Genomic DNA, 17,436 nt, shown 5'->3' on the forward strand with positions numbered 1-17,436 from the left:
CGTAACCCTTGTTGGTCAGCGGTCATCGAAATCGACCGCACTAAAGGCCGAATACATGACCGCTCCAGACTTACGCCGTCGTCGTCATTTTGCCTCTTGCCCAAGAGGGGCCGTCCATACATGACGATCGCGATGGGCGTTTCGGCCAATCTCCAAAGTATGCGATCTGCCAAGGCATAGGCACTTTGCCAAAGAAGAAAAGGCCGGCTGCCCGGCCTTCGTTGCTACTTAGTAGCGTTTTGCCTTATGCGATTCTGGACCGAAAACCGTAGCGCGCTTTCCCAGAATTGCTCCGGCTTCAGCCGATCTTCTGGCCGGTCTTGGCCCAGTCGGCGAGGAAGGCGGCGAGGCCCTTGTCGGTCAGCGGGTGGTTGACCAGCGCCTTCAGCGTCGCCGGCGGCGCGGTCACGACGTCGGCGCCGATCAGCGCCGCCTGCTTGACATGGTTCACCGTGCGCACCGAAGCGGTCAGGATCTCGGTCTTGAAATCGTAATTGTCGTAGATGGTGCGGATTTCCGAGATCAGCTCCATGCCGTCCGAGCCGGTGTCGTCAATGCGGCCGACGAAGGGCGAGATGAAGGAGGCGCCGGCCTTGGCGGCGAGCAGCGCCTGGTTGGCCGAGAAGCAGAGCGTGACATTGACCATGCGCTTCATCTCGGTGCGGATCGTCTTGCAGGCCTTCAGGCCGTCCAGTGTCAGCGGCACCTTGATGCAGACATTGGGCGCGATCTTGGCCAGCACCTCGGCCTCGGCCATCATCTGCTTGAATTCGGTCGCGACGACCTCGGCCGAGACCGGGCCTTCGACGATGTCGCAGATCTGCTTGGTGACTTCGGCGATCTTGCCGCCCGATTTCAGGATCAGCGACGGGTTGGTGGTGACGCCGTCGAGAAGCCCCAGATCGTGCAGCTCCTTAATTTCCTTGATGTCAGCGGTGTCGACGAAAAACTTCATGGCTGTCTCCTTGGGGATTGCCCGGCGGGCGCCAGGCAGATGAGAGGGTCCCCTTTGATCTAGACCAAAGTCAGGGCAAGGTCACGCCTGATGATCGAAGATTCGCCCTTTGTCGCGGCCGCGCCGGTGCTGGTGCCGATGCCTGCCGAACGGCCCTACACCTACGCCGTGCCGCCCGGCATGCGCGTGGTGCCGGGCTCGATCGTGCGGGTGCCGCTCGGGCCGCGCCAAGTGGCCGGCATTGTCTGGGACGGCGCGGTCGAAACGGTCGATGCGAAGAAATTACGCCCGATCGAAGAGGTCTTCGATTGTCCGCCGATCGACAAGGCAATGCGCCGTTTCGTCGACTGGATCGCGCATTACACATTGTCGGCCCCGGGCATGGTCGCGCGCATGCTGCTGCGCGCGCCGGAGGCTTTCGACCCGGAGCCCTGGATCGAGGGATTGCAGCGCACGCTGGCCGAGCCGGACCGGTTGACGGACGCGCGGCGACGCGTCCTAGAGACGGCCGAGGGCGGACTAGCCTGGACGCGCTCGGGCCTGGCGCATGCGGCAGGCGTGTCATCGACCGTGATCGACGGATTGCGGGCGCAGGGCGTGTTCGAGACGGTGATGATCCCGCCGCGGCCGGTGGTGGCGGCGCCCGACCCTTCTCACGCAATGCCGGAATTGATGCCAGACCAGGAAGCTGCGGCGGAGAAGCTGCGCGCGGCAATCGCGGCGGACGCCTTCAACGTCACGCTGCTCGACGGTGTCACCGGGTCGGGCAAGACGGAAGTCTATTTCGAGGCGGTGGCGGCGGCGCTCGACAAGGGCAGGCAGGTACTGATCCTGTTGCCGGAAATCGCGCTGACCCATGCCTTCCTCGAACGTTTCCAGGACCGCTTCGGGGCCAAGCCGGCGGAGTGGCATTCGGACCTGCCGCCGCGGATGCGCGAACGTGTCTGGCGGCAGGTGGCCGAAGGCGGCGTGCGCGTCGTTGCCGGCGCACGCTCGGCGCTGTTCCTGCCGTTCAAGGAACTCGGCCTGATCGTCGTCGATGAGGAGCATGATCCCGCCTACAAGCAGGAGGACCGCGTCTTTTATAATGCGCGCGACATGGCGGTGGTGCGCGGCCATATCGGCGGCTTTCCCGTCGTGCTCGCCTCGGCCACGCCGTCGGTCGAAAGCCGGGTCAACGCCAGCCAGGGCCGCTACGACCGGGCCGTGCTGTCGTCGCGTTTCGCAGAAGCAGCACTCCCCGATCTGAAATCGATCGACATGCGGCGTTCGCCACCTGCGCGCGGCGGCTTCCTGTCGCCGATCCTGCTTGAACAGATGCAGCGCACGCTGGAGAGGAAGGAGCAGTCGCTGCTCTTCCTCAACCGGCGCGGCTATGCGCCGCTGACGCTCTGCCGCGTCTGCGGCCATCGCTTCGGCTGCCCGGTCTGCTCGGCCTGGCTTGTCGAGCATCGCTTTCGCGGCCAGCTCGTCTGCCATCATTGCGGCCACAATGAGCGGCGGCCGGAGGCTTGCCCGGAATGCGGCACGCTCGATCATCTGGTGGCCTGCGGGCCGGGTGTCGAGCGAATCGCCGAGGAAGTGGTCGCCCATTTCCCGGATGCCCGCACTATCGTGCTTTCCTCGGACCTTCTGGGCGGCGTGCGCCGGTTGCGGCTCGAGCTCGAAGCCGTCGCCAATGGCGAAGCCGACATCGTCATCGGCACGCAACTCGTCGCGAAGGGTCACAATTTTCCCAGCATGACGCTTGTCGGCGTGGTCGATGCCGATCTCGGGCTTGCCAATGGCGATCCGCGCGCCGCCGAGCACACCTTCCAGCTGCTCAGCCAGGTGACGGGACGCGCCGGCCGCACCGGCAAGAAGAGCCTTGGCCTGTTGCAGACCTACCAGCCGGACCACCCGGTGATGCGGGCGATCGTTTCCGGCGATTCGGAAGCGTTTTACGAGCGCGAGATCGCCGAGCGCGAGCGTGCAGGGCTGCCGCCCTTCGGCCGGCTCGCCGGCATCATTGTGAGCGCGGCGACGCGGGGCGAGGCCGAGGGCCATGCACGAGGCTTGCGCCGCGCGGCGCCCCAGGCTTCGGACTTGTTCGTGCTCGGCCCAGCCGAGGCGCCGCTGTCGCTGATCGGCGGCCGGCACCGCTTCCGCTTGCTTGTCCAGGGCGAACGGCGCGCCGACATGCAAGGCTTCATCCGCGCCATGCTGGCTGAGGGCCCGAAGCTGCGCGGCTCGGTTCGCGTGCAGGTCGACATCGACCCGCAGAGCTTCCTATAAGCGGGAGACAGTCTCAACGGAGTGGTCGCTATGAAAACCCTCGGCCTGATCGGTGGCATGAGCTGGGAATCGACGGCGATCTATTATCGCCTCCTCAACGAGATCGTGCGCGAGCGGCTGGGCGGGCTGCATTCGGCGAAGCTGTTGTTGTGGTCGTTCGATTTCGCCGAGATCGCCGAACGGCAGCATGCGGGCGACTGGGAAGGTGCCGGCGCGCTTTTGGTGGAGGCGGCCCGAAGGTTGGAGGCGGGCGGCGCGGAAGGCCTGGTGATCTGCACCAACACCATGCACAAGCTGGCCGACGCGGTGCAGGCGGCCATCTCGATCCCGCTCATTCATATCGCCGACGCCACCGGACGCGCTGTCGTTGAAGCTGGGGTTAAACGTCCGGCGCTGCTCGCGACGCGCTTCACCATGGAGCAGGATTTCTACAAGGGCCGGCTAGCCGAAAAATACGGCCTGGAACCCGTGGTGCCGAACCAGGCCGGCCGCGATATGGCGCACAAGGTGATCTATGACGAGCTTTGCCTGGGCATCGTCAAAGGCGAATCGAAATCCGCCTATCTCGACGAGGTCGGCCGGATGCGGCGCAACGATCGGGTCGACGGCGTCATCATGGGCTGCACCGAGATCACCATGCTGATCGGGCAGGGCGATTTCGACATTCCGGTGTTCGACACCACACGCATCCATGCCGAGGCCGCGGTCGACTTCGCGCTCTCCTGATGCGCCGTTCCTAATGTGCCGGCCATGCTCTGGCGCGCTTTCATTCCCTCGCTAGAATGCCGGTGTTTCAGAGCAAGAAATATGAGGGGGACTTTATGGATTTCGCGTTTCCGTGGCCCGCGAGCCAGGGCGAATGGCTGGCCTGGTCGAGCGCCGTCGTGACCCTGGCGCTCGGCCTCTTCCTGTTCCTGGCGCCGGGGCTTGCCTTTCGCGTGCTGCGCCTGCAGCCGAGGCCGGAGAAAGCGGCGGCAATCGCCGAAGGGCGCGGCCGCATGTCGGGCTTCTATCTCGGCGTCAGCCTGTGCTGCATTCTTCTGGCGCAGCCGTTGCTCTACATGGCGCTGGGTTTCTCGTGGCTCTTCACGGCCTTCGGCCGCCTGCTGTCGATGATGTCGGACGGCGCCAACACGCCGTTCAACTGGGTTTCGATCGTTGTCGAGCTGGCGCTTGCGGCCCTGCCGCTCGCCTTCGCCTTCGGCTTTGTGCCATGAATCCAGCACTTCCGCTGGACTCTGCCGCCTGATGCGACAAAAGTGCCTGAAAACCATGCCGGACGATGCATTGCGGTCTTAAAAAGCCTGTGCTAGACGGCAATCGACTTTCGACCGGGGATAGCGGAAGCCGCACCTCCGTGCTTGGAAAAATGCAGTAAGGTCAAAGATTTAGCCAGAGTTCCAGCTCGCGCCAACAATCTGCGGCCTGTCAGACAAGAGAAAAGACGGTCCGTGGCCCAATCGTCATCGCCAATCTCAGCTGTCGCAGAACGCTACGCAGGCTCGCTGTTCGAGCTTGCTCTGCAGGACAATTCAGTCGCCAAGGTCGAGGCCGACCTCACGAGCTTCGAGGCGATGCTCAACGGCAGCGACGATCTCAAGCGGCTGATCGACAGCCCGGTGTTCTCCAGCGAGGACCAGGCCAAGGCCATCGCCGCCATCGTCGACAAGGCAGGCATTACCGGTCTGGTCGGCAATTTCCTGCGCGTCGTCGCCAGGAACCGTCGCCTGTTCGCGGTGCCCGGCATGATCAAGGCGTTCCGCCAGATCGCCGCCGACTATCGCGGCGAGGCTTCCGCCGAGGTCATCTCGGCGCATGCGCTGACGGCCGCGCAGCAGACTGAACTGAAGGCGACGCTGAAGAGCATCGCCGGCAAGGATGTGGCCATCGCCATGACCGTCGATCCGTCGCTGCTCGGCGGCCTGATCGTCAAGATGGGCTCGCGCCAGATCGATACGTCGCTCAAAACCAAACTCAATTCGCTCAAGCTTGCACTGAAAGAGGTCGGCTGATGGACATCCGCGCCGCGGAAATTTCCGCAATTCTGAAAGACCAGATCAAGAATTTCGGCAAGGAGGCCGAGGTCTCCGAAGTCGGTCAGGTTCTGTCCGTCGGTGACGGCATCGCCCGCGTCTACGGCCTCGACAATGTCCAGGCCGGCGAGATGGTCGAGTTCCCGGGCGGCATCCGCGGCATGGCGCTGAACCTCGAAGCCGACAATGTCGGTGTCGTCATCTTCGGCAACGACCGCGACATCAAGGAAGGCGACACCGTCAAGCGCACCGGCGCCATCGTCGACGTTCCGGTCGGCCCCGGCCTGCTCGGCCGCGTTGTCGACGCTCTCGGTAACCCGATCGACGGCAAGGGCCCAATCCAGGCGACCGAACGCAAGCGCGTCGACGTCAAGGCGCCCGGCATCATTCCGCGCAAGTCGGTGCATGAGCCGATGTCGACCGGCCTCAAGGCCATCGACGCGCTGATCCCGGTCGGCCGCGGCCAGCGCGAGCTGGTCATCGGCGACCGCCAGACCGGCAAGACCGCCATCATCCTCGACACGATGCTGAACCAGAAGTCGGTGCACGACAACGGCCCGGAGAAGGAAAAGCTCTACTGCGTCTACGTCGCCGTCGGCCAGAAGCGCTCGACCGTCGCGCAGTTCGTCAAGGTGCTGGAGGAGCGCGGCGCGCTCGACTACTCCATCATCATCGCCGCCACCGCGTCCGACCCGGCGCCGATGCAGTTCCTGGCGCCGTTCGCCGGCTGCACCATGGGCGAGTATTTCCGCGACAACGGCATGCATGCCCTCATCAGCTATGACGACCTGTCGAAGCAGGCCGTCGCCTATCGCCAGATGTCGCTCTTGCTGCGCCGCCCGCCGGGCCGCGAGGCCTATCCGGGCGACGTCTTCTACCTGCATTCGCGCCTGCTCGAGCGCGCCGCCAAGCTCAACGACGACAATGGCGCCGGTTCGCTGACCGCGCTGCCGGTCATCGAGACGCAGGCCAACGACGTGTCGGCCTACATCCCGACCAACGTGATCTCGATCACCGACGGCCAGATCTTCCTCGAGACCAACCTGTTCTTCCAGGGCATCCGTCCGGCGGTGAATGTCGGCCTGTCGGTGTCGCGCGTCGGCTCGTCGGCGCAGATCAAGGCGATGAAGCAGGTCGCAGGCTCGATCAAGGGCGAGCTCGCGCAGTACCGCGAGATGGCGGCCTTCGCGCAGTTCGGCTCGGACCTCGACGCCGCCACGCAGCGCCTGCTCAACCGCGGTTCGCGCCTGACGGAGCTGCTCAAGCAGCCGCAGTTCTCGCCGCTCAAGACGGAAGAGCAGGTCGCGGTGATCTTCGCCGGCGTCAACGGCTATCTCGACAAGCTGCCGCTCAATCAGGTCGGCAAGTTCGAGCATGGCCTGCTCAGCCACATGCGCTCGGCCGGCAAGGACGTGCTCGACGGCATCCGCAAGGAGAAGGCGCTGTCGGACGATCTGCGCGCCAAGCTCAAGGCGGAAATCGACGCCTTCGCCAAGACCTTCGCTTGAACGAAGCCGGACGCACGGGATCAGGTTTGAAGCATGGCTTCGTTAAAAGACCTTCGTAACCGCATCGCCTCGGTCAAGGCGACGCAGAAGATCACCAAGGCGATGCAGATGGTCGCCGCGGCGAAGCTGCGTCGCGCACAGGAGGCGGCGGAAGCAGCCAGGCCCTATTCCGAGCGCATGGGTGCGGTGCTGGCCAACATCACGCAGGCGATCGGCGGCGGCGGCGATGCCCCGGCGCTGATGACCGGCACCGGCAAGGACGACGTGCATCTGCTTATCGTCTGCACAGCCGAGCGCGGCCTGTGCGGCGGCTTCAACTCGCAGATCGCACGGCTTGCCCGCGACCATATCCGCAGGCTTCTGGCCGACGGCAAGCAGGTCAAGATCATCTGCGTCGGCAAGAAGGGTTTCGACATCCTGCGCCGCGACTACGGCGCGCTGATCCTCGAACGCGTCGACCTGCGCGAGGTCAAGACGCTCGGCTTCGTCAACGCCGATGCGATCGCGCGCAAGGTCATCCACCTGTTCAACGAAGGCGGCTTCGACATCTGCACGCTGTTCTATTCGCAGTTCAAGTCGGTGATCAGCCAGATCCCGACGGCGCAGCAGATCATCCCGGCGGCACAGGCCTCGGCCGCCGCCGCGACGGGCAACGGCGCCACCGCGGTCTACGAATACGAGCCGGAGCCGGGCGAGATCCTCTCCGACCTCATCCCGCGCAACATCGCGGTGCAGATCTTCCGGGCGCTGCTCGAAAACGCGGCCGGCGAGATGGGCGCCAAGATGAGCGCGATGGATAATGCGACGCGCAATGCCGGCGACATGATCAACAGGCTGTCGATCACCTACAACCGCCAGCGGCAGGCGCAGATCACCAAGGAACTGATCGAAATCATTTCGGGCGCCGAGGCGCTCTAGGCGCGCGCGGGCGGGGTCCCAAAGGCCTCGCAGCGGCGTGAACAACGGATAGACGAAAAGGGCAAAGACGATGGCGAAAGCAGCTACCCCGAAGACCGCGGCCAAGGAGGCATCGGCCCCGAAAGCGGCAAAGGCCCCGGCAGCAGCCGCGAAGGCCGCCGCTCCGGCGAAGAAGGCGGTCGCTCCGGCCAAGGCCGCGGCTTCCGCGGCGAGCGTCGCGGCCAAGCGCGTCGGCGCCGCCGGCAAGGTCCGCCAGGTCATCGGCGCCGTCGTCGACGTGCAGTTCGAAGATCACCTGCCGGCCATTCTGAACGCGCTGGAGACCGACAATGTCGGCAACCGCCTGGTGCTCGAGGTCGCCCAGCATCTCGGCGAGAACACCGTGCGCTGCATCGCCATGGACTCGACCGAAGGCCTGGTCCGCGGCCAGGACGTCTTTGACACCGGCGCGCCGATCTCGGTGCCGGTGGGTCCGGGCATGCTCGGCCGCATCATCAACGTCATCGGCGAGCCGGTCGACGAGGCTGGCCCGGTCGACGCCGTCGAGCTGCGCGCCATCCACCAGCCGGCTCCGGCCTATGTCGACCAGTCGACGGAAGCGCAGATCCTGGTCACCGGCATCAAGGTTCTCGACCTCTTGGCGCCTTACGCCCGCGGCGGCAAGATCGGCCTGTTCGGCGGCGCCGGCGTCGGCAAGACCGTGCTGATCCAGGAACTGATCAACAACGTCGCCAAGGCGCATGGCGGCTTCTCGGTGTTCGCCGGCGTCGGCGAGCGCACCCGCGAAGGCAACGACCTCTATCACGAGTTCATCGAATCGGGCGTCAACAAGAAGGGCGGCGGCCAGGGCTCGAAGGCCGCACTCGTGTACGGCCAGATGAACGAACCGCCGGGCGCCCGCGCCCGCGTCGGCCTTACCGGCCTCACGGTCGCCGAATATTTCCGCGACCAGGGCCAGGACGTGCTGTTCTTTGTCGACAACATCTTCCGCTTCACGCAGGCGGGCTCGGAAGTGTCGGCGCTGCTCGGCCGCATTCCTTCCGCCGTGGGCTACCAGCCGACGCTGGCCACCGACATGGGCGCGCTGCAGGAACGCATCACGACGACGACCAAGGGCTCGATCACCTCGGTGCAGGCGATCTACGTGCCGGCCGACGACTTGACCGACCCGGCGCCGGCGACCTCCTTCGCCCACCTCGACGCGACGACCGTGCTCAACCGCGCGATCTCGGAAAAGGGCATCTACCCGGCCGTCGATCCGCTGGATTCCACCTCGCGCATGCTCGACCCGATGGTGGTCGGCGAGGAGCACTACCAGGTCGCCCGCCAGGTGCAGTCGATCCTGCAGCGCTACAAGTCGCTGCAGGACATCATCGCCATCCTGGGCATGGACGAGCTGTCCGAAGAGGACAAGCAGACGGTGGCCCGCGCCCGCAAGATCGAACGCTTCCTGTCGCAGCCGTTCTTCGTCGCCGAAGTGTTCACCGGCTCGCCGGGCAAGCTGGTCGACCTCGCCGACACCATCAAGGGCTTCAAGGGCCTCTGCGCCGGCGACTACGACCACCTGCCGGAAGCCGCCTTCTATATGGTCGGCGGCATCGACGAAGCGGTCGAGAAGGCGCAGCGCCTGGCGGCTGAAGCGGCGTAACGAAGCGAATAGCGAATAGGGAGTAGCGAATAGGGATCAGTGGGCCGGCCGAGTTTCTTCACTACTCGCTACTCACTATTCCCTACTCGCTAGACAGGCATGGCTGAAGCTTTCAAGTTCGAACTGGTCTCGCCGGAGCGGCTGCTCGTTTCCGAGCAGGTCGAGTCGGTCGTCATCCCGGGCGCCGAAGGCGAGATGACGGTGATGGCGCAGCACGCGCCGGTCATGACCACCATCAAGCCCGGCGTCGTCACGGTAAAGGCCGCGGGCGGCAAGGAAGACCGTTACGTCGTGTTCGGCGGTTTCGCCGACATCCTGCCTTCCGGCTGCACGCTGCTTGCCGAATCGGCCGTGCATGTTAACGACATCGACCGCGCGGACCTGGCGCGTCGTATCCAGGACGCCAGGGAAGACGCGGCCGACGCCAAGGACGACGTGGCGCGCAGCCGGGCCGAGCAGTTCCTCGCCCAGCTCACCACGCTGGAAGGCGCCCTGCTGCCAGCCTGACGACCCGGAGGAGCGCGTCACTATTGAGTGGTTAGTTGCGTAGGGCGCACGCCTACCATTTCAAATTGTCTTGAGCTTTGCGATCCTCCGAGAACAATTCCGGGGGGCGTTGTCTTGCTTGGCTTAGACCTTAAAACTTGGCTGGGGTTTGCTTTTGTCGGTGCGCTGGTATCGACTGCGGGGTCAATTCTTGGCATCGTTATAAAAGAGTACTTCTTTTCCAGATCTTTTGAAACGTGGAAGCAAGATAGGGCTCTTGAGCAAATCTATCAAAAGTACCGTGATCCTCTGAGGCTCTCTGCGCGAGAACTCGGATACCGCCTAGTCGAAATCTGTGAAACCTATCCTACGGTATTTCTGTCGCAACGAGTCTTCGAGGCGCGGCCGTTGAGGCAGGAAAGAAACAGTGATCAGGATCCATACTATCAGCGTTACAAATTTGTCAGCACTCTGTATCGCCTCTGTGCGTTCTTGGGATGGCTAGAGCTGTATCGCCAAGAGCTTACGTTCTACCAGGCTTCGGGAAATCGACATACCGCTAAAGTGGACGAATCTTTGTCCGCAATAAGGTCCGCTTTTGCAGACGGGCACATTAACACAGCTGGCGATTGGGATAGCTGGCGTGATACGCTTGTCTTTCGTGAAGAATTGCGCGCAATCGGGGAGTCAATGATTGAGAGTAGAGGTTCGAACCGATCGGTTATTGGATATGGGTGCTTTGTTGACCTAATAAATAGCAACGACATGAGTCCGACGAAGTCGTGGGCATTGGTTGTTCTCAATTTTCTGCTGAATTTAGAGGATGGCGGTAAGGATTTCAGGAAGATCCGACTACAGCGCATTCTCTGTCACGTCGTTGATTTTATCGGCCTTATTGACAAGCGCGGCCTTGATGATCGGCTAAAGGGTGCGCGCAAGAAGTGGAGCGCCTCCTGACGGTCCGTTCTAAGCGGTTTGCCGTCCTGCACCGTGATCATTCGCTATTTTAATCGAGCGCGGCGAAGGCAAGGGCCGGGCCGCCCTGCTTGAAATGGACCAGATGCGTGGCGACAAACTCGATCAACCGCTGGCGCTCCGCGTGGCCTCTGGCAAAGCCGGCGATGTCGAACACGGCTTCGGCCAATGTCGCCGTCGGCAGATTGCGGCTGAACAGTTCATTCAGGGCGCCGTCGAGCGGATCGGTGAAATGGCCTTCTGGCAAAGCACCGCCGCGCGCGGCGCATGCCGCGATCCAGGCGGCGACAACCAGCGAGAGGTGTTCCGGCAGCAGGCCCGCTTCCAGCCGCGCAAGCGCGGAAGCGACGATGCGCTGCGGCAGCTTCTGGCTGCCGTCATTGGCGATCTGCGCAGTGCGGTGGGCGAGCGCGGTATTAGAAAAGCGCGCGGCAAGCTCGGCCGTGTAGGCGGTTGTGTCGAGCCCGGCATCCTGCGGCAGCGTCGGAATGGCCTCGGCCCAAAGCCGGTCCACGAACAGCCGGATGGACGGATCGGCGAAGGCGCGGTCGACGGTGGCGTGGCCGCTGAGCAGGCCGAGATAGGCGATGCCTGAATGCGCGCCGTTGAGCAGCCTCAGCTTCATGTCCTCGAAGGGGCCGACATCCTCGACCATGGTGACGCCGAATCTCTCCCAGGCCGGCCGGCCAGCCGGGAAACGGTCCTCGATCACCCATTGGCGGAAGGGCTCGGTCATCACCGGCCAGGCATCCTCGACGCCGAGCTGTTGGCCGATGCGCGTCCGGTCGGCATCGGTGGTCGCCGGCACGATGCGGTCGACCATGGAAGACGGGAAGGCGACTTCGTCGGCGACGTGGCGCCCAAGATCGGCATCGCGCAGCTTCGCGAATTCGATCAGCAGCCGGTGCAGCGTGGCGCCGTTGGCCGGAAGGTTGTCGCAGCAGAGCACCGTGAAAGGCGGCGTGCCAGCGGCGCGACGACGCGCAAGCGCCTCGGCGAGAAAGCCATGCGCTGTCTTCGGCGATCCGGGGTTGGCGAGGTCCTGGATGATGTCGGGGTGCGCGCCGTCGAGACTGCCGTCGGCCGCCCTGAGATAAGCCTTCTCGGTGATGGTCAGCGTCACGATGCGGATGCGCGGGTCGGTCAGCGCGGCGAGCACCGCGCCGGGGGCCTCCGGAGCGACGAGCAAGGACTGGATCGAGCCGATCACCTGCAGCTGTTCGCCGGCGCTGTCCCTGATCGCCAGCGTGTAGAGTCCATCCTGCGGCTGAAGCGCGTCGCGCGTGTCGGGGCTGCGCAGCGAGACGCCGACGATGCCCCAATCGCTTTCGCCGTCCGCCAGACAGGCATCGACATAGGCGGCCTGGTGGGCGCGGTGGAAGGCGCCGACGCCAAGATGGACTATGCCGGGGGTGACAGAATTGCGGGGATAGCGAGGAACCAGGGCTTCTGCCGGCAGCTTCGCGATTGTGGCGTTGGACAGGCGACCGTTCATGGGAAGCTAAGTCTCCGATCGGGTTGCCCGCCTGATGCCGGGCGAAAACGATGGCAGCGACGTAACATTCGATGTCGGCGCGCACAATGGCTGCGTTGCTTTCGAGAGCCGCCATGCAATCGATCGTTTTGCATGTTGACATTGCCTCCGACAGATTCACCGTTGGATCGATGACGTTTCGTTGAATCGTAATTGCGATCTAACTCTTTGTCGGAGCATGATCTTTTGCAAAAGCGGGTTCCTGCTTTTTGCGTTCACCGACCCTCGGTTCGAGATCATGCTCCGACCCAATCCGGGAGGAGCCAAGTGGCCGCATTGAACGATCCCGATCTGCTGTTTCCCCCCGAGGCGAATTCGCGCGCACTGGCCCGCGCCCTTTATGCCGGCGTGAAAGACCTGCCCATCGTCAGCCCGCACGGTCATACCGACCCGCGCTGGTATGCGCTCAACGAGCCGTTCCCCGATCCGGCGCAATTGCTGATCGTGCCCGATCATTACATCCTTCGCATGCTGTTCAGCCAGGGCTTGCGGCTGGAAGAACTCGGCGTGCCGCCGCTCGATGGCGCGCCGGTCGAGACCGACGGCCGGGCGATCTGGCGTCGCTTCGCCGAGCATTACTATCTCTTCCGCGGCACGCCGACCCGGCTCTGGCTCGACCATGTGTTCGCACATCTGTTCGGCATCGAGGAGCCGCTCACCGCTGCCAGTGCCGACCGCACCTACGATACGATCGCCACGCTGCTGCAACGCGAAGACTATCGTCCGCGCGCGCTGTTCGAGCGCTTCAACATCGAGGTGATCGCCACGACCGACGGCGCGCTCGACGATCTCAAATGGCACCGGACGATCCGCGACAGCGGCTGGAGCGGCCGCGTCGTCACGGCCTACCGGCCGGACGCGGTGGTCGATCCCGATTTCGAAGGGTTTTCGGCCAATCTCGACCGCCTCGGCGACATCACCGGATGCGATACCGGCACATGGACGGGCTATCTCGATGCGCATCGGAAGCGCCGCGCCTATTTCAAGCAATTCGGCGCCACCTCGTCCGATCACGGCCATCCGACCGCCGAGACCGCCAATCTCTCCGACGCGGCGGCCGAGGAGCTGTTCAACCGTATCCGCCGCGGCTCCGACGACGAGCGCGAGCGGCGGCTGTTCAGGGCGCAAATGCTGACCGAAATGGCCAAGATGAGCCGCGACGACGGCTTGGTGATTCAGATCCATCCCGGATCATGGCGCAATCATTCCCCTGCCGTTTTCCAGAAATTCGGCCGCGACAAGGGCTTCGATATCCCGACGCGCGCCGACTATGTGACGGCGCTGAAGCCGCTGCTCGACTGCGTCGGGCTGGAGCGCGACCTCACGATCATCCTGTTCACGCTGGACGAGTCGAGCTACGCGCGCGAGCTGGCGCCGCTTGCCGGCGTCTATCCGGCGCTGAAGCTGGGGCCGGCCTGGTGGTTCCACGACAGCCCGGAAGGCATGCGCCGCTTCCGCGAGATGGCCACCGAGACGGCAGGCTTCTACAACACCGTCGGCTTCAATGACGACACCCGCGCCTTTCCGTCGATCCCGGCGCGCCACGACGTCGCGCGCCGCGTCGACTGCGCCTTCCTGGCGCGGCTGGTCGCCGAGCATCGGCTGCGCGAGGACGAGGCGCATGAGCTGGCGCGCGACCTTGCCTATACGCTCGCCAAGAAGGAGTACCGGCTCTGAGCCGGGCGCCATGGTTTTGGCAGGGAGGATCGTCATGCTTCGAATGGAAATTGGACGATGACCGATATTTTCTCACACGCAGGCGCAAAAGCCTGGGAGCCGACGCCGGACGGCAATCGCCAGCGCGTGCTGGTGCACACGGCCGAACTGATGATGGTCGAATTCGCTTTTGAAAAGGGCGGTGTCGGCGCTCTGCACTCGCATCCGCATGTCCAGGCAAGCTATGTCGCCGAGGGTCGCTTCGAGGTCACCATCGACGGCCGATCGGAGATCCTCGAGACAGGAAGCAGCTTCATCGTGCCTTCCAACCTCGTGCACGGCGTCAAGGCGCTGGAGGCCGGGCGCCTGGTCGACAGTTTTGCGCCTTATCGGAGCCGATTTCCTCGGCTGAGCATCAGGCTCTCAAAGGAAAAGCCCGCGCCGTAAAGCGCGGGCCTGTTGCCTGGGCGCTGGTTGCGCCGCCGCGGTACTCAAACATCGCCGCAGGACGGCAAAGGTGCCGCAGCATGGTGAAGATAGGTTTAACGGGGACTGACTGGCAGCAGGTTGGAAAAACTCAGCGCTGCTGCAGCGCGAGCCGTATGCCGAGCGCGCAATAGATGCCGCCGACCACCTTGCCCTGCCATTTCAGCACCGCCGGATGGCGGCGCAGGAAAGAGCCCAGGCCGCCCGCGCTGACGGCGAAGACCACCGTGCTGAAGAGACCGAGCAGGACGAAGATGATGCCGAGCACCATCAGCTGCAGCAGCACGAAACCGCCTTGCGGGTGGACGAATTGCGGCAGGAAGGCGAGAAAGAACAGAGCCGTCTTTGGATTGAGCACTTCGGTCAGGATCGCCTGCCGAAAGGCTTTTCCCGCCGAGATCGGCAGGGTCCTGCCCGCCAGATCGGCCGGCGCCTTCTCGAGCATGGCGCGGATGCCGAGATAAACGAGATAGGCCGCGCCGATATATTTGACGATGCTGAACAGCATCGCCGAGGCGGCGATGATGGCCGAGATGCCGACGATGGCCATGATGGTGTGGATGACATCGCCCGCCGCGACGCCGGCGCCGGTGGCGATGCCGACCTTCGTGCCCGAGCTCGTCGCCCGCGCCACGGTGAGCAGCGTCGCCGGTCCCGGAATGAAGACGAAGCCGAACACGACCGCGACGTAGGTGATGAGCGTGGCTTGGTCGATCATGCGAAGGTTCCTTTTGCGGTCGCTACCGGCAATGGATGCATCGAACCATAGCAGCTGGAGCTCTCCAGCCAGTGTGCCAGCGATGGCTTTTCGATGCGACATTGGCGCGAGGCGATAGGGTTACCCGCAAAGCGCGGTTGTGGCCGGGTGGCGGCTGCGCTACTCCAGGGCATCACGCGGTGAATCACTTGTCTGCTTTTCGCACCTTCCCGAAAATGACCTCCTGTCCGGTGTCCGCATGATGCCGGCACAGGCAGCGAGCATCCGGGCCGAGGATCCCACGCGTCGCGTCCTGAAGGATGTGTTCGGCTACGACGATTTCCGTCCCGGGCAGGCGACCGTGATCGAGGCGCTGCTCTCCGGACGCCATGTGCTGGCGGTGATGCCGACGGGCGCCGGCAAGTCGCTCTGCTATCAGGTTCCGGCGCTGGTCAAGGGCGGGCTCACCATCGTGGTGTCGCCGCTGGTGGCGCTGATGCAGGATCAGGTCGCCGCCTTGCGCCTTGCCGGTGTCGCCGCCGACACGATCAACTCCTCGCTCGACCGCGACGCCAATGTCGCGGCCTGGCGCCGCGTGGCGTCCGGGCAGACGCGGCTGCTCTACCTGGCGCCGGAGCGGCTGATGACGGAGCGTATGCTGGACGCGCTGTCGCGGCTCGATGTCAGCCTGATCGCCATCGACGAGGCGCATTGCATCTCGCAATGGGGACCGGCCTTCCGCCGCGAATATGAGGACCTGGCGCAACTGCGCGGCGTGTTTCCGCAGGTGCCGATCATCGCGCTGACGGCGACGGCGGACGAGGCGACGCGCCGCGATATCGAGGCGCGACTGTTTGCCGGACGCGCCGAAACGCTGGTGCTGGGTTTCGACCGGCCCAACATCAAGCTGGCGATCGAGACCAAGCAGGACAGCAAGCGGCAGCTGCTGCGCTTCGTCGAGCGGCACCCCGGCAAAAGCGGCATCATCTACTGCCTGTCGCGGCGCAAGACCGAGGAAATGGTGGCCTTCCTGGAGAAGAACGGCGTGCGCGCGCTCGCCTATCATGCCGGCATGAGCAAGGAGGCGCGGGAAGCGAACCAGAACGCCTTCATGAGCCTGTCGGGCGTCGTCATGGTGGCGACCATCGCCTTCGGCATGGGCATCGACAAGCCCGACGTCGCCTATGTCTTCCACACCGACCTGCCGGGCAGCTTGGAGGCTTATTACCAGGAGATCGGCCGCGCCGGGCGCGACGGCCGGCCGGCGGAAGCGCATATGCTCTACGGCGCCGGCGACATCCGCACGCGCCGGATGTTCATCGACGAGGAGGACACCTCGCCCGAGCACAAGAGACGGGCGCATCGCCGGCTCGACACGCTGATCGGCTATTGCGAGACGGCGCAGTGCCGGCGCCAGGTGCTGCTCGGCTATTTCGGCGAGGAGGCGAAGGCCTGCGGCAATTGCGACAACTGTCTTAACCAGGCGCCGCGCGCCGACGGCAGCGCCGAGGCGCGCATCATCCTTGCGGCCGTGGCGCAGAGCGGCGAGCGCTTCGGCGCCGCCCACGTCATCGATGTCCTGCTCGGCCACGAGACCGAGAAGGTGCTGGCGAGAGGCCATCAGAAGCTCGCGAGCTTCAGGACCGGCATCATGCACAGGAAGCCGGTCTGGCTGTCGCTGATCCGGCAACTGGTCAGTCGCCGGCGGCTTCCTGGTGCCGGATCCGGACGGCCATGGCGGCCTCGTCATCTCGGAAAGCGGCCGCGCGCTCGGGCGCGGCGAGGTTGCCTTCGAGTATCGTGTCGAGGGCCGGGACCGTCTCGCGCGCGGCCGCAAGCGCGCCGCGCAAGGCGCCGCCGCGGATGGCGAGGGCGTCGACGCATCGCTTCTGGCGGCGCTCAAGACGCTGCGGCTGCGGCTCGCCAAGGAACGCCAGGTGCCGGCCTATGTGGTGTTCTCCGACCGCACGCTGATCGACATGGCCGAGCGCCGTCCGCAAGACCTCGACGAGTTCGCCGAGGTGAACGGCGTGGGTGCGGCCAAGCTGAAGGAGTTCGGGGAGGTTTTCCTGGATGCGATCGCGGCGCATCAGGCCGACGGGTCGGACTGAAGCTTCATTGCGGGATCGTGCGGCGCTCCGCCTCCGATCAATCTCGACCGGACATCAATAGGCTTTGAGCTTACCCGCCCAGCGATCCCGCCGTCATGCTCGAAGACGCCGGCGAGCACGTCATCATAAGCATCTCACGCGACGAGGAGGAGAAC

14 protein-coding genes and 1 pseudogene are annotated in these 17,436 nt (G+C 64.5%); 12 read left to right on the top strand and 3 right to left on the bottom strand.

The annotated features are described in order from the left end of the window. Window positions 1–298 precede the first annotated feature (298 nt). A complete protein-coding gene (fsa, locus tag EOA23_RS19660) occupies window positions 299–955 on the bottom strand; it encodes a fructose-6-phosphate aldolase (RefSeq protein ID WP_042645642.1) in 657 nt (218 codons plus the stop codon). A 90-nt stretch (window positions 956–1,045) separates the two neighbouring features. Here fsa and EOA23_RS19665 point away from each other — a divergent pair, with 90 nt between their 5' ends. From EOA23_RS19665 to EOA23_RS19705, 9 genes are all read left to right on the top strand, one after another. Then, entirely contained in the window at window positions 1,046–3,229 is a 2,184-nt protein-coding gene (locus tag EOA23_RS19665) for a primosomal protein N' (RefSeq protein WP_127305374.1), read from the top strand. Between the two features lie 30 nt (window positions 3,230–3,259). Beyond that, on the top strand, window positions 3,260–3,955 hold the full coding sequence (locus EOA23_RS19670; protein WP_127305375.1) for an aspartate/glutamate racemase family protein: 696 nt from the start codon (window positions 3,260–3,262) through the stop codon (window positions 3,953–3,955). A gap of 95 nt (window positions 3,956–4,050) precedes the next feature. Further along, window positions 4,051–4,446, top strand: a complete 396-nt coding sequence (locus tag EOA23_RS19675) for a DUF4345 family protein (RefSeq protein ID WP_042645646.1) — start codon at window positions 4,051–4,053, stop codon at window positions 4,444–4,446. A gap of 234 nt (window positions 4,447–4,680) precedes the next feature. Then, window positions 4,681–5,241: a F0F1 ATP synthase subunit delta gene (locus tag EOA23_RS19680; RefSeq protein ID WP_127305376.1), complete on the top strand. Its 561-nt coding sequence runs from the start codon at window positions 4,681–4,683 to the stop codon at window positions 5,239–5,241. Further along, the gene (gene atpA, locus EOA23_RS19685) at window positions 5,241–6,770 is read left to right on the top strand and encodes a F0F1 ATP synthase subunit alpha (RefSeq protein ID WP_126080579.1); all 1,530 of its coding nucleotides are present in this window, start codon (window positions 5,241–5,243) and stop codon (window positions 6,768–6,770) included. Before EOA23_RS19680 ends, atpA begins: the two co-directional genes overlap by 1 nt. A gap of 33 nt (window positions 6,771–6,803) precedes the next feature. Then, window positions 6,804–7,688: a F0F1 ATP synthase subunit gamma gene (locus EOA23_RS19690; RefSeq protein WP_127305377.1), complete on the top strand. Its 885-nt coding sequence runs from the start codon at window positions 6,804–6,806 to the stop codon at window positions 7,686–7,688. Between the two features lie 70 nt (window positions 7,689–7,758). Next, window positions 7,759–9,336 (top strand): F0F1 ATP synthase subunit beta, encoded by a 1,578-nt coding sequence (gene atpD / locus EOA23_RS19695; protein ID WP_042645649.1) that lies wholly within the window; start codon window positions 7,759–7,761, stop codon window positions 9,334–9,336. Between the two features lie 99 nt (window positions 9,337–9,435). After that, on the top strand, window positions 9,436–9,843 hold the full coding sequence (locus EOA23_RS19700; RefSeq protein ID WP_127305378.1) for a F0F1 ATP synthase subunit epsilon: 408 nt from the start codon (window positions 9,436–9,438) through the stop codon (window positions 9,841–9,843). 114 nt (window positions 9,844–9,957) lie between these two features. After that, window positions 9,958–10,779 (top strand): hypothetical protein, encoded by an 822-nt coding sequence (locus EOA23_RS19705; protein WP_127305379.1) that lies wholly within the window; start codon window positions 9,958–9,960, stop codon window positions 10,777–10,779. Between the two features lie 49 nt (window positions 10,780–10,828). Here the strand turns inward: EOA23_RS19705 and EOA23_RS19710 are convergent, their stop codons facing one another. Further along, window positions 10,829–12,292 (bottom strand): mannitol dehydrogenase family protein, encoded by a 1,464-nt coding sequence (locus EOA23_RS19710; RefSeq protein ID WP_127305380.1) that lies wholly within the window; start codon window positions 12,290–12,292, stop codon window positions 10,829–10,831. A 306-nt stretch (window positions 12,293–12,598) separates the two neighbouring features. On the opposite strand from EOA23_RS19710, the gene uxaC reads away from it, so the two are divergent. Together uxaC and EOA23_RS19720 are read left to right on the top strand one after the other, a co-directional pair. Then, window positions 12,599–14,008, top strand: a complete 1,410-nt coding sequence (gene uxaC, locus EOA23_RS19715) for a glucuronate isomerase (RefSeq protein ID WP_127305381.1) — start codon at window positions 12,599–12,601, stop codon at window positions 14,006–14,008. 57 nt (window positions 14,009–14,065) lie between these two features. Next, a complete protein-coding gene (locus EOA23_RS19720; protein ID WP_127305382.1) occupies window positions 14,066–14,434 on the top strand; it encodes a cupin domain-containing protein in 369 nt (122 codons plus the stop codon). Window positions 14,435–14,564: 130 nt separating this feature from the next. On the opposite strand, the gene EOA23_RS19725 is transcribed toward EOA23_RS19720, so the two are convergent. Continuing rightward, window positions 14,565–15,191: a LysE family translocator gene (locus EOA23_RS19725; RefSeq protein WP_127305383.1), complete on the bottom strand. Its 627-nt coding sequence runs from the start codon at window positions 15,189–15,191 to the stop codon at window positions 14,565–14,567. Between the two features lie 241 nt (window positions 15,192–15,432). Here EOA23_RS19725 and recQ point away from each other — a divergent pair. Continuing rightward, window positions 15,433–17,281, top strand: a pseudogene (gene recQ / locus EOA23_RS19730) (DNA helicase RecQ). Window positions 17,282–17,436: the final 155 nt, after the last annotated feature.

The sequence above is a fragment of the Mesorhizobium sp. M2A.F.Ca.ET.042.01.1.1 genome (assembly GCF_003997405.1).
Lineage (GTDB): Bacteria > Pseudomonadota > Alphaproteobacteria > Rhizobiales > Rhizobiaceae > Mesorhizobium.